We start from the raw sequence: 13,031 nt of genomic DNA on the forward strand, positions 1-13,031 counted from the left end.
CCCAGCCCAAATCGAGGTGTCCGGCAGGCGACCCAGGGGCTCAGCGCCGGGGCGGCAGCCGGACCGTGAGGTCCGAACCCGCCGACAGCGTCAGCGTGACGGTCCCCGAGAGCCCTACCGACGACCCGGCCGTCGGACTCTGGGTGACCACGACGTCCTTGCCCAGCAACGGATCGGCGATGGCGGTGGTCGGGGCGAGCCGGACGTCGAAGCCCGACGCCTGGACGACCTGCACCGCCTGGTCCCGGGACAGCCCGCGCACGTCCGGCACGACCGAACGCAACCCCGACAGCTCAGCGGGACCGACCGGTGCGAACCGCTGCACCGGCAGACCCTCGTGCGCCGCCTTCATGGTGGCCTGCCAGATCGGGCCGGCCGCCGTGGCCCCGAAGACCGAGCCGATGCGGCGGCCGTACAGGCGGACCGAGTCGATCGGGTGACGCTGACCGCCGCGCGGGTCCCCCACCCAGACCGCGGTCGCCAGCTGGGGGGTGTAGCCCGCGAACCACACCGCCGCGTTGCCGTCCATGGTTCCCGTCTTGCCGGCGACCGGGCGGCCGATGGAGAGCTTCTTTCCCGTGCGGAAGGGGTCCTTGCCGTCGACCGTCTCCGCCAGGCCCTGGGTGACGGCGTCGGCGACGCCCGGGCGGATCTCCTGGCGGCAGGCGGGGTCCTGCGCCTTGCGCGGCTTGCGGTCCGGCCCGGTGATGCCCACGATCCCGATCGGCCGGCAGACCTTGCCGTGGGCCGCGAAGGCGGCATACACCGAGGCCATCTGCACCGGTGAGGCGTCCCGCGTGCCCAGCGTGGTCGACCACTCGTGCGCTCCGATGCCCGAGGGCAGCGACAGGCCGAGCCGGTTCGCCATCTGGGCGACCTTCTTGACGCCGATCTTCTCCTCGAGCATCACGAACCAGGTGTTCGACGAGCGGGCGAGGGCCTGGCCCGCGGTCAGCCGGCCCGCGTCCTCGGGCATCGAGTTGCGATATCCCCCGGGCGGGTACGGCGGGGCGGAGGGGATGTAGCGCGGGGGCGCGTCCTGCACCCCGTCCACCGGGAAACCGCCCTCCAGCGCCGCTGCGTACGTGATGGGCTTGAAGGTCGAACCGGGCTGGAAGGCGGGGAGCACCGGGTAGATCTGGTTGGTGCGCCCCTCTCCGAGACCGAAGGATCGGTTCTGCGCGAAGGCCACGACCTCGCCGGTGCCCGGCCGCACGACCGCCACGCCGGCGGCGAAGGGATTGTCCCGGCCCAGGGCCTCGTCGGCCGCCCGCTGGGCGGCGTCCGCGATGGAGGGCACCAGCGCGGTGCGGATGGTCAGGCCCGAGTTCATGAACCGGCGACGCTGGTCGGCCGTGGCGCCGAAGGCCGGATCGGTCTCCAAGGTCTGGCGGACCCACTGGCAGTAGAAGGGATACCTGCTCGCCGTGCAGCCGTTGGCCGCCTCCGAGGGCTTCAGCCCCAGGGGCAGGCGCTGGGCCTGCGCCGCCTCGGCCGCCGAGATCGCCCCGGTGTCGCGCATCCGCGCCAGCACGATGTTGCGGCGGGTCAGGGCCTGCTTGGGGTGGCGCATCGGGTTGTAGCCCACGGGATTCTGGACCAGGCCGGCGAGCATGGCGGCCTGCGGCAGCGTCAGCCGGGACGCCGGCACGGAGAAGAAGTGCTGCGCCGCCGTGCCGATGCCGTAGGCCCCGTCGCCGTAGTAGGCGATGTTGAGGTAGCCCTGCAGCACCTGGTCCTTGGTCATCCGCTGCTCGAGAGCGGCGGCGATCTTGGCCTCCTGCGCCTTGCGCGGGATGGTCGAGGCCGTCGCCCGGGCACGCTCCTCGGCGGAGTCTGCGTTGTTGACCAGCACGTTCTTGACGTACTGCTGCGTCAGTGTCGAACCGCCCTGGGTACCGCCCGAGCCGGCGTTGTGCAGGGCGGCGCGCAGGATGCCCCGGGGGTCCACGCCGCCGTGCTGGTAGAACCGGTCGTCCTCCACCGCCACGACCGCCTTGCGGGCGATCGGGGAGACTGCCGCGAGCGGCACCTCGACGCGGTTCTCGGAGAAGAACGTGGCGATGACCGAGCCGTCCGCCGCGAGGATCGTCGAGCGTTGGGGCACCGGCTCGATCGGCATCGCCGAGGGCAGCGAGGCCCAGTAGTCCGCCACCGCGTTGGCGGTGCCACCGGCGACGGCGACGACAGGCATCAGAGCGGCGGCGGCCGTCAGTCCGGCCGTCGCGGCGAGACCGATGACGGCCAGGCCACCGGTGACCGGTGACATGGTGGGCCGGCGGCGGGCACCCCGCCGCCGGGCGCGCGTGGAGCTCCTGCTCATGTCACGGCCTCGGGGTGGGTCGGGGGTCCGGCGGCGGCGTGGGCGACGTCGGTGTGGTCGGCATGGGCTCGTCCAGGATCGGATCCCGCTGGGGCGGGCAGCCCGGGGGCAGCGGAGGTGGCAAGGGACCAGGCGGCCAGGGCTGGTCGGTCGGGGCCTGGTTGCAGCGCAGCACCTCCGCGTCGTACGCCTGCTGCGCGGCGGTCCGCCGCTTGATCTCGTCGTCGTACGCCGTGACGGCCTTCTCGTAGTCCGCGAGGGCCTGCCGGTAGGCCTCCTGCTGGGCCCTGATGGCGGCCCAGGCGGTCTCCACCTGCTGGGCCTGCGTGGCGTAGGTCGTCCACGCCTGGGCCTGAGCCTGGTAGGCCCTCCACGCCTGCTCGTAGGCATGGACGGCGGCGGGATAGGCGGCCACGGCGTCGCGCATGCCGGCGATGGCCGCGTCGCGCCGCTCGGCCACGGTCCGGGCAGCGGCCTGCTCGTCGTAGGTCGGGGGTGTCATCCCGGTGAACGCCCACCCGCACCCCGGGCCGACGCGGTCCGGCGCGGGCGAGGGATAGGTCGTGCGCACCGGGTAGGGCGCGGGCGCAGTGGGTTCGGAGGGGCTCGGCACCGGCGCCGGTGCGGTCTCCGGCCAGTAGGGCGCTGCCGGCGGGGTCGGGGTCACGGGAGCGGGCAGGGGGGTGGCCGCGTGCGCCACCGCGAGCTCCGGCAGAGGCGTGCCCTGACCCGGCAGGTCGACGGACGCGGCCACCTGCAGACCGGTCCACCGCTGCCGCTCCACGAGGGGAGAACGGCTGAAGTCCGCCGTGGTGGCGGCGGGGTCGGCGCAGACGCCACCGAGCAGCTGCTGCAGCCGCCCGTCCAGGTCGGTGGCCACGTCCTCCGGCACGGGCAGGCCGGTCCCGGAGACCGACACGACGACGTCACCCCGCCGGAAGACGATCGAGCGCGTGTCGACCCTGCCCTTGGTCTGCGCGGCGCGAACCGCCTGGACACCGGGGCCCGGTGCCTTGACCACGGTGGCGTCCCCGACGCACTGCTTGCGGGCCAGGAGCATCGCGTCCATCGCGGGGGCGCCCGCGCCGGCGGAGTAGACCGTCGCCGTGACCGTCACACCGCTGCCTGCCCCTGGGGAGCCGGCAGGCCTGGCCCAGGTCCGCGAGCGGGACAGGACGGGTGCCACGGGGGTGTCACAGCTCGGGGCCACGGCGGGCGCGACGGTGCCGGGCACCGAGGCCGAGTCGTCCAGCCCGGAGGGCAGCCCGGAGGGCGCGGACTGCAGCAGCTTGGCGACCACGGCAGCCGCGGGAGCGGCCGGCGCCCGGGCGGCCGTGGGCTGCGGGGCGGTCGTCGCGACCCGGGACGCCACGGTGGTCGTCGGCACGGGGCGCCGGTCGGTCAGACGCAGCACCGGGAAGAACCGGGAGATCAGCAGGACGCACACCAGGGAGCCCGCGACGACGCCCACGACGGAGGCGACGGCGATGGTCCGGGCCGCGAGCGTCGAGCTCGCCCCAGCCGCAGCGCTGCGCCGCCCGCCACGCCGTCGGGCCTCATCCCCGCGCGACGGCGTACCGCGGCGACCGACGGGGCGCCGGGCGTCGTCGGTGGGGCGGGGCCGGTCGGCAGCCAGCGCAGACCTCCAGATGTCGCTCACAGTGTTCCCGGATGTCGCCGAGCCCCGAGTGGCTCGGAGTTCGGCGTGACGTCACGCTATCAATCAGGACGGGAGCGGAGCGTCATCACCGACCGTCACGGTCGGGGCCGCGGTGGCCGTCCAGGCGATGACCTGCGGTGTCCCCGTCGGCAGGCCGTCCCGAGACCGGTCGCGTCCGACGTGCCACCTCGCCCGGAAAGGCTGAAGGGCCCCGACCGGATGGTCGGGGCCCTTCAGGTTGGTGGGCGATACTGGGTTTGAACCAGTGACCTCTTCCGTGTCAAGGAAGCGCGCTACCGCTGCGCCAATCGCCCGAGGTGGAGACGGGATTTGAACCCGTGTACACGGCTTTGCAGGCCGTTGCCTCGCCTCTCGGCCACTCCACCGTGCGCTGCGTCGCCAGGATACCAAACGCATCTGCGCGAGACCCAGCTCCGCCAGGAGCCGTCTCGGAGCGGACAACCGGGCTCGAACCGGCGACCTCAACCTTGGCAAGGTTGCGCTCTACCAACTGAGCTATGTCCGCGTGACACACCGGGCCGAACTGGCCTGGGACCTTGGTGAATCCGTGGGGTGAAGCGGTCCGCCTCAGGCCCCGTGCGTGCTGACCGACACTAACCGATGGCGGCGCGGGGAGTCCAATCCCCCGGGTCCGCGAGTCGCCGCCGGGACCAGGCCGGTGGCGACCGGCCCCCAGGGAGAACGCACCGCCGGTCCGTCCGGCCCTTCCGGCGCGACCGGCACGGTCGTAGGAGCCGGGGTGGGCGACTCGCGTCGCGCCCACGACCCCGTTCGGACGCGGGTGACCGCGCGGTCGCGGGCGCCGAGGGGGTCGGGGACGGGCCGCAGGTGGCGGACGGCGGTGGTCATGGCAGCTCCGATCGGGACGGCGAGCAGAAAGAGCAGGGCGACGGGTGCGGCCAGGCGACCGCGCACCAGCGTGGGGGCACGCCTCCAGGTTCTCGACGGCTGCCGCCGCGACGGCGGGCCGACACGAGGCCGCGCCGGGCTTGTTAGTCACCCGTGACCTGCTCCGCGCGGAGGTCGGACCTCGACCGGTCGCGCCACGAGGTGCGGTCGGCGCGAGCTCCGGTGCCCGTCTACAGTGAGGGCGCGATCCGATCCCCACAGCGAGGACGACAGCCTTCATGGAAATCTGGCCCGGCAAGCCCTATCCCCTGGGTTCCACCTTCGACGGCAGCGGCGTCAACTTCGCCGTGTTCTCGGAGGTGGCGCAGATGGTGGAGCTCTGCCTGATCGACGACGACGGGGGTGAGCGACGCGTCGCCATGACCGAGGTCGACGGCTACGTGTGGCACTGCTACATCCCCCAGCTGCAGCCCGGGCAGCGTTACGGCTTCCGGGTGCACGGCCCCCACGACCCGGCTGCCGGCGACCGCTGCAACCCGGCGAAGCTGCTGCTCGACCCCTACGCCAAGGCCATCGACGGGCAGATCCGCAACGACGAGTCGTTGTTCTCCTACCGCTTCGAGGACCCCTCGACGTTCAACGACGAGGACTCGCTGGGCGCAACGATGCTCTCGGTCGTCATCAACCCCTACTTCGACTGGGGGCACGACCGTCCTCCGCGCCGGGAGTACCACGACACGATCATCTACGAGGCCCACGTCAAGGGTCTGACGATGACGCACCCCGAGGTGCCCGAGGACATCCGCGGGACCTATGCCGGCATCGCCCACCCCGCGGTCCTCGCCCACCTCAAGCAGCTCGGGGTCACCGCCATCGAGCTGCTGCCGGTGCACCAGTTCGTCCAGGACACCTCGCTGCAGGAGAGGGGCCTGAGGAACTACTGGGGCTACAACACCATCGGCTTCCTCGCGCCCCACAACGAGTACTCCGCCTCGGGCACCCGCGGCCAGCAGGTCACGGAGTTCAAGTCCATGGTCAAGGCGCTGCACGAGGCCGACATCGAGGTCATCCTGGACGTGGTCTACAACCACACCGCCGAGGGCAACCACATGGGCCCGACCCTCGCCTTCCGCGGCCTGGACAACAACTCGTACTACCGCCTGGTCAGCAACGACCTGGCGAGCTACTACGACACCACGGGCACGGGCAACTCGCTGCTCATGCGCAACCCGCACGTGCTGCAGCTGATCATGGACTCGTTGCGGTACTGGGTCACCGAGATGCACGTCGACGGCTTCCGCTTCGACCTCGCCGCGACCCTGGCCCGGCAGTTCCACGAGGTCGACAAGCTGTCGGCCTTCTTCGACCTGATCCAGCAGGACCCGATCGTCAGCCAGGTCAAGCTCATCGCCGAGCCCTGGGACGTGGGCGACGGCGGCTACCACGTCGGCAACTTCCCGCCCCTGTGGACCGAGTGGAACGGCAAGTACCGCGACACCGTCCGTGACTTCTGGCGCGGCGAGCCGGCGACCCTCGGCGAGTTCGCCTCCCGCCTGACCGGGTCCAGCGACCTGTACGCCCACTCGGCGCGCAAGCCGATCGCCTCGATCAACTTCGTCGTCGCCCACGACGGGTTCACCCTGCGGGACCTGGTGTCGTACAACGAGAAGCACAACGAGGCCAACGGCGAGGACAACAACGACGGCGAGTCGCACAACCGCTCCTGGAACTGCGGCGTCGAGGGCCCCACCGACGACGAGGAGGTCAACCAGCTGCGGGCCCGGCAGCAGCGCAACCTGCTCACCACGTTGCTGATCTCCCAGGGCGTGCCCATGCTCGCCCACGGCGACGAGCTCGGCCGCACCCAGCTCGGCAACAACAACGGCTACTGCCAGGACAACGAGATCACCTGGGTGAACTGGCAGCTCACGCCGGACCAGCGCGAGCTGCTCGACTTCGCCTCGCGCCTGACCGCCCTGCGCTCGGCCCACCCGGTGTTCCGCCGGCGCCGATTCTTCAAGGGCGACGCCAGCCACGGCGGCACCTCCGACCTCGGCGACATCCAGTGGTTCACCGCCCACGGTTCCGTGATGAGCGACGAGGACTGGGCCTCCGGGTACGCCAAGACCCTCGCGGTCTTCCTCAACGGGCACGCCATCGCCTCCCCCGACCAGCGGGGGCGGATGGTCGTCGACGACGACTTCCTGCTGCTGTTCAACGCCCACCACGACGCCATCGACTTCACGATGCCGCCCGAGGACTACGCGGCCGAGTGGGAGGTCGTCCTGGACACCTCCCGGCCGATCCCGACCGAGCAGCGGGCCTGGGCGGCCACGAGCGTCAACCCGATCCCTGGCCGCACCGTCGTCGTCCTGCGCTCCTCGGCCACCGCCGAGGAGCCCTCCCCCGGCGTCGCCACCCCGCTGACGGCCGCCTCCGGCACGTCCGTCGCCGCCTCCGGTGCGCCCGACCCGGCCACCCACCCGCGCACGCCCGGCGCGCCGGGCGGCGCCCGACCCGACAGCCGCGCCTGAGCGCGGTCGCCCCGGGTTCCGGATCCGGGGTGCCGACCGGCCCGGCCCCGCGGGCGGCAGCAGCCCCGCACCTTCTCGCGAAGGTGCGGGGCTGCGGCCTACGAGCGGTCGAGCGGTCGAGCTCAGCTCTGCGCGAGACGCTGCTTCTCGAGCGCCACGTCGAAGGTCGCCTCCGGCCACCGCAGGTCCAGCCCGCGCAGGTGCTCGAGCAGGATCTGCTGGACGGCGAGCCGGGCATACCACTTGCGGTCGGCGGGGACGACGTGCCAGGGCGCGCCCTTGGTGCTCGTCCGGTCCAGGACCGCCTGGTAGGCCTGCATGTAGTCGTCCCACCGGGCCCGCTCGTCGATGTCGCCCGGGTTGTACTTGTAGTGCTTGTCAGGACGGTCCAGCCGCTCGCCGAGCCGCTCCCGCTGCTCCTCGCAGGAGATGTGCAGCATCACCTTGACGACGGTGATGCCGCGCGCGACCGCCTTGCGCTCGAAGGCGTTGATGAGTGCGTAACGCCTGCTCCACTCCTCGCGCGGCACCAGGTCGTGGACACGCACCACCAGCACGTCCTCGTACTGCGAGCGGTCGAAGACACCGATCTGACCGGGCTCCGGCAGCGCCCTCTGGACGCGCCAGAGGAAGTCGTGCTGCCGCTCCTCGGCGTTCGGTGCCTTGAAGGCCGTGTACTTCACCCCGCCCGGGTCCGTCGAGCCGACGACGTGGCGCATGATCCCGCCCTTGCCGGAGGTGTCCATGCCCTGGACGATCAGCAGGACCGCCGGACCCCGCCCGTCCTTGCCGTTGGCGAAGAGCCGCTCCTGCAGGTCCGACAGCTCGCTCTGACCGGCGGCCAGGTCCAGGACCGCGGACTTCTTGTCACCTCGGTAGCCCGGGGTGGAGCGTGGATCGATCTGCGTCAGCACGGTGCCCCGCTGGGTCTGCAGCTCGGCGGAGAAGGTGAAGTTCTCGTCCCCGAAGTGCTTGCCGGAGCTCTCGTGGGTCGCGGCGGGGACGTCCGTCCGAGCGGCCTTCGTCCCGTTCTTGCCGGCCTTCGTCCCGTTCTTGCCGGCCTTCGTCCCGTCCTTGCCGGCCTTCGTCCCGTCCTTGTCGGCCTTCGTCCCGTCCTTGTCGGCCTCGGGGCTCGTGACGTCCTCGTCCTTCGCCCGGGCCGCCTTGCCGCGCTTGGCGGCCTTCTTGCCCTGGTCGGTCTCGTCCGTGGACGACGTCTTCGTCTTTCCCATGGCACCATCGTGCCACCACTACGGTGCGGGCCGAGCACCTTCGGTCACGAACTCTGTGACGCAGCGCTCCCATCGCTCCCGATCGACGTTCCACTCCTTGCAGTGTCGAGCGGTGTGCCACCGCTCCAGGCGGACCAGGTCCGGGCGTGCCTCGGCCAGCGCCTCCGATCGTCCCGAGGGCACGAACTCGTCGTCCACCGAGTGGATCAGCAAGATGGGGTGGCGCAGCTCGGCGGCCCGGTGGACCATGTCGGTCGCGCTCAGGTCCAGGGTGTCGGCGTGCCCGACGAGGTGTCGCCCGTGCGGCAGACCCAGCAGCCGCAGGCTCAAGGTGGTGAGCTGACCCGGCACCCGCATCGCGCGAGCGTGATGGTGCAGCACGTCCGGCCAGTCCACCACCGGACCGTCCAGGATCACCTGGGACACGTGATCGGCGTACGGGGAGCAGACCAGCGTCTGCAGCACGATGGCACCGCCCATGGACCAGCCGACGAGCACCACGTCGCTCGCACCCATCGCCACGGCGTGCGCGACGGCGGCGTCGACGTCGCGCCACTCGGACAGGCCGAGTCCGTAGAGTCCGTCGGCGGAGGCGGGGGCCACCGTGTCGTTGCGGTAGGACGGGATCAGGCAGGTCAGGCCAGCGGCGTGCAACGAGGGGACCGCTCGGACGGTCTCCTCGCGGCCGGCCCCTCGGCCATGCACCAGCACCGCCCAGCGCGTGCCGCGCGGCTCCCCCGACGGCGGCGGCACCAGCCAGCTCGGCAGGACCCCGACCTCGCCGGGGACGGACACCTCTCGGGTGGGGATGCCCAGCGCGGTCTGCGGATCCGTCGCGTAGTAGTAGGGGTGGAAACGGGCCGGACCGATCCGCAGCGAGCCGGCGTCCACGCCGTGCAGCCGCCGGGTCACCGTGCCGCGAGCGTGGTCCTCGCGCAGGATCCGCCCGAACCGCACGTGCGTGGCCCCGCCGTCCTGGAACAGCCCGTAGCGCCCCGGGACGACCGTCTCCGCGGTACGCGTCAGGGTGACCGACCGGTCGTCGAAGGCCACGACCTCGGTGTCGTCGGGCCGCCGCCGGTCCGGGGTGAGGACCTTCTTGGCGAGGTACACCGCTGCCCCGAGCCACCCCGTCGCCGCGCCCGCGGCCAGGGCACCCGTCGCGGCGATCACCATCGTGGCGCGGGGGTGGCGGCGGACCGCCGAGAGCGAGGGCGGGACGGGCGTCGGGCTCACCTGCCCATCGTGGCACCGGTTGCTGATGGTTCCCGCGAGCGGACGGCGCGTGGCGCGCCTCCTTGCGGTGAGTGACCGCACAATGACCGTATGACCCTGCCGATCGCCACCCCGGTCTCCCCCATGCTGGCCAAGGCCGTGACCACGGTGCCCGCGGCCGACTCGGTGCCGGGAGGGTTGTCGTACGAGCCGAAGTGGGACGGCTTCCGCTGCCTGGTGGTCTGTGACGGGGATCGAGTCGATCTGGACTCGCGCGGCGCCAAGCCGCTGACCCGCTACTTCCCCGAGCTGGTGGAGCGGGTGCGCGCCCACCTGCCGCAGCGGTGCGTCGTGGACGCGGAGATCGTGGTCCGGGCCGGCGTTGCCGGGGCCGAGCACCTGGACTGGGACCTGCTGTCGCAGCGCATCCACCCGGCCGCCTCGCGGGTCGAGCGGCTGGCCCGGGAGACCCCGGCGGAGATCGTGGCCTTCGACCTGCTGGCCCTGGACGACCGCTCCTTCCTGGACGAGCCCTTCGCGGCGCGGCGGGCGGCGCTGGAGTCGCTGCTGGCCGCGGTGCCCAGCGCCGCCGGGATCCACCTGACCCGGGTGACGCGGGACCCGGCCGAGGCGCAGCGCTGGTTCCAGGACTTCGAGGGGGCCGGTCTGGACGGGGTGGTGGCCAAGCCCCTGACCGCGGCCTACGAGCCCGGTCGGCGCACGATGCTCAAGGTCAAGCACCGGCGCACGGCCGAGGCCGTGGTCATCGGCTATCGAGTGCACAAGTCCGGGCAGGGGGTGGGCTCGCTGCTGCTCGGGCTGTTCACGGACGACGGCCGGCTCGTGGGCGTCGGGGGGATCGCGGCCTTCACGGCGGCCCGCCGGCTCGCGCTGGTCCAGGAGCTGGCCCCGCTGGTCGTCCGGGACGAGGCGGGCGAGGTCGTCGCGGCCAAGTCCGACCGCTCCCGGTTCAGCTCCAGCAGGGACGTGTCCTACGTGCCCCTGCGCCCGGAGCGGGTGGTGGAGGTGGCCTTCGACCAGCTGGAGAAGCACCGCTTCCGGCACGCCGTCACCTTCGTGCGCTGGCGACCGGACCGGGACCCAGCGTCCTGCGCCCTGAGCCAGGTGGACCGAGCCCCGGCCTACGACCTGGCCCGCGTTCTCGTATGACGTGTCACGACAACAGGATTCATGTCATATGACGCGCTTCCCGTCCGGCTCGGATATCGCCACGCTCGATGACACGTCCTCCACCTTTCGTAGTCTGCGACACCGCACTCAGGTGAATACCGCTCGCACCGGGGTGGCGCACCTGCCACCTGTCGGCACCGCGGTGTGAGATGGGGGCCATGCCGACCCGCTCCGACACCTGGCCCACGCGTGACCTCCGGGTCCTGCGCGCCGTCGAGCTGCTGGACCTGGTCCAGGACGGCCCGCACCCCGACGACCTCATCGCCGTACGAGCCGGTCTGCCTGTCGACGACGTCGACGCCGCCCTCCTCGTGCTGGAGCGCGTGCGCGCGGTCCACCTGGCCGGCGCGCCGGGGTCCGACCTGCGGGTGACCCACCTGACGGCCATCGGGGCCACCATGCTCACGATGGAGGCCGAGACCGGGCTCGCGAGCTGACCGCTGCCGGGCGACGCCGGTCAGGGTGCGGCTGGATCTGCCACGCGGGCGCGACTGGGCTGCACCCGCGGCGGCTCCCCCGGCATCTTCGGGTGGTCCGGAGGGAAGCTCAGCTCGCCGAGCCCGTCGGCCAGGTCGCGCTGCCACCACCCCAGCGCGACGTCGACCGATCCCGGCTCGTCGCCGAAGCCCGCCCAGGGATCCGGCCGCCCGGCGAGCAGCCCCGGCACCGTGCGGATGGTGAAGTCCCCGGCCCGGACGTCGCCGAGCTCCTCCCAGGTGACGGGCATGCTCACCGGCGCTCCCGGCAGCGGGCGCGGGCTGTAGGCGCCCGCCAGGGTCCGGTCCCGGCAGGCCTGGTTGAAGTCCGCGAAGATGCGGCTGCCCCGCTGCTCCTTCCACCAGGCCGTGGTGACCAGGTCCGGGACCCGGCGCTCGAGCTCGCGGGCGATCGCGATCACCGCGTGCCGCACGTCGAGGAACTCGTGGGTGGGCCGGATCGGCGCGAAGACGTGCAGGCCCCGGTTGCCGCTGGTCTTGACGTACGCCCTCAGGCCCGCCTGCGCCATCACCTCGCGCAGCACCTCGGCCGCGGCCACCGCCTCGGCGAAGCCGGTCCCGGGCTGCGGGTCCAGGTCCAGGCGCAGCTCGTCCGGGTCGTCGTTGTCCGCGGTCCTGACCGGCCAGGGATGGAACGTCACGGTGTTCATCTGCACCGCCCACACCGCCGTCGCCAGCTCGTCCACGACCAGCTGGGGGTGGGACCGCCCGCTCGGGTAGGTGCATGGCGTGGTCCGCGCGTGGTCGGGCACCCCGCGAGGCGGGTTCTTGGAGTAGAACTCCTCCCCCGTGATGCCGTCGGGGAACCGCTGGAGCGTCACCGGCCGGTCGCGCAGCCGCGCCAGCAGGTGCTCGCCGACCGCGACGACATACTCCGCCAGGTCCTGCTTGGTAAGCCCCTCGTCCGGCCACATCACCCGGTCCGGGCTGGACAGGCGCACCTGCCGGGTCGAGCCGTCCGGTGCCGGCACCTCGATCTGGATCGCCTTGCTCGCCACGTCAGCTCCTGTCGGCGCGGTCGGAATCTCGTGCCGGACCCCGTCGTTGACCAGACTATGACCGAGCAGCAGGGCGCGTCCGCCTATCCCGTCTCCAAGTCCGACGAGCAGTGGCGGGCCGAGCTGAGCCCCCAGGAGTACGCCGTGCTCCGGCAGGCCGGCACCGAGCGGCCCTTCGTCGGGGAGTACACCGACACCACCACCGAGGGCGTCTACTCCTGCCGCGCCTGCGGTGCCGAGCTGTTCACCCACACCGAGAAGTTTCCCTCGCGCTGCGGGTGGCCATCCTTCTACGCCCCCTCCGAGGCCGCGAACGTCGAGCTGCACGAGGACCGTTCGCTGGGCATGACGCGCACCGAGGTGCGGTGTGCCCGGTGCGGCTCCCACCTCGGGCACGTCTTCGAGGGCGAGGGCTATCCCACCCCCACCGACCAGCGGTACTGCATCAACTCGATCTCGATGCGCCTGCGGCCCCGCGCCTGACGACCGGGCTCCGCCGAGCCGGCAGGCG

General features: G+C 72.4%; 9 protein-coding genes and 3 tRNA genes. 4 read left to right on the plus strand and 8 right to left on the minus strand.

Annotated features, from left to right (window positions below; translation table 11 throughout):
• Positions 1-40: 40 nt before the first annotated feature.
• The 5 genes from ACK2IS_RS09480 to ACK2IS_RS09500 form a co-directional block, all read right to left on the minus strand.
• Positions 41-2,323 carry a penicillin-binding protein gene (locus tag ACK2IS_RS09480; protein WP_409483092.1) on the minus strand — a complete coding sequence of 761 codons (2,283 nt, stop codon included), beginning with the start codon at positions 2,321-2,323 and terminating at the stop codon, positions 41-43.
• A 1-nt stretch (position 2,324) separates the two neighbouring features.
• The gene (locus tag ACK2IS_RS09485; RefSeq protein ID WP_409483093.1) at positions 2,325-3,983 is read right to left on the minus strand and encodes a hypothetical protein; all 1,659 of its coding nucleotides are present in this window, start codon (positions 3,981-3,983) and stop codon (positions 2,325-2,327) included.
• Positions 3,984-4,222: 239 nt separating this feature from the next.
• Positions 4,223-4,297 (minus strand) — tRNA-Val (locus tag ACK2IS_RS09490).
• Between the two features lies 1 nt (position 4,298).
• Positions 4,299-4,369: transfer RNA gene (locus tag ACK2IS_RS09495), tRNA-Cys, on the minus strand.
• 67 nt (positions 4,370-4,436) lie between these two features.
• Positions 4,437-4,509 (minus strand) — tRNA-Gly (locus ACK2IS_RS09500).
• Positions 4,510-5,131: 622 nt separating this feature from the next.
• Between ACK2IS_RS09500 and glgX the strand changes: the two genes are divergently transcribed.
• Entirely contained in the window at positions 5,132-7,387 is a 2,256-nt protein-coding gene (gene glgX / locus ACK2IS_RS09505) for a glycogen debranching protein GlgX (RefSeq protein WP_409483094.1), read from the plus strand.
• 122 nt (positions 7,388-7,509) lie between these two features.
• Here glgX and ACK2IS_RS09510 read toward each other — a convergent pair whose 3' ends face one another.
• The gene (locus ACK2IS_RS09510; RefSeq protein ID WP_409483095.1) at positions 7,510-8,619 is read right to left on the minus strand and encodes a polyphosphate kinase 2 family protein; all 1,110 of its coding nucleotides are present in this window, start codon (positions 8,617-8,619) and stop codon (positions 7,510-7,512) included.
• 18 nt (positions 8,620-8,637) lie between these two features.
• A complete protein-coding gene (locus tag ACK2IS_RS09515) occupies positions 8,638-9,855 on the minus strand; it encodes an alpha/beta hydrolase family protein (RefSeq protein WP_409483096.1) in 1,218 nt (405 codons plus the stop codon).
• Positions 9,856-9,945: 90 nt separating this feature from the next.
• Between ACK2IS_RS09515 and ACK2IS_RS09520 the strand changes: the two genes are divergently transcribed.
• Entirely contained in the window at positions 9,946-11,004 is a 1,059-nt protein-coding gene (locus ACK2IS_RS09520; RefSeq protein WP_409483097.1) for an ATP-dependent DNA ligase, read from the plus strand.
• Positions 11,005-11,183: 179 nt separating this feature from the next.
• Positions 11,184-11,462 carry a hypothetical protein gene (locus tag ACK2IS_RS09525; RefSeq protein ID WP_409483098.1) on the plus strand — a complete coding sequence of 93 codons (279 nt, stop codon included), beginning with the start codon at positions 11,184-11,186 and terminating at the stop codon, positions 11,460-11,462.
• Positions 11,463-11,482: 20 nt separating this feature from the next.
• Here ACK2IS_RS09525 and ligD read toward each other — a convergent pair whose 3' ends face one another.
• Entirely contained in the window at positions 11,483-12,520 is a 1,038-nt protein-coding gene (gene ligD, locus ACK2IS_RS09530; protein WP_409483099.1) for a non-homologous end-joining DNA ligase, read from the minus strand.
• A gap of 57 nt (positions 12,521-12,577) precedes the next feature.
• On the opposite strand from ligD, the gene msrB reads away from it, so the two are divergent.
• Entirely contained in the window at positions 12,578-13,003 is a 426-nt protein-coding gene (msrB, locus tag ACK2IS_RS09535; RefSeq protein WP_409483100.1) for a peptide-methionine (R)-S-oxide reductase MsrB, read from the plus strand.
• Positions 13,004-13,031: the final 28 nt, after the last annotated feature.

Origin of the sequence: Arsenicicoccus dermatophilus, from assembly GCF_046267915.1 — a bacterium.
Classification (GTDB): domain Bacteria; phylum Actinomycetota; class Actinomycetes; order Actinomycetales; family Dermatophilaceae; genus Arsenicicoccus; species Arsenicicoccus dermatophilus_A.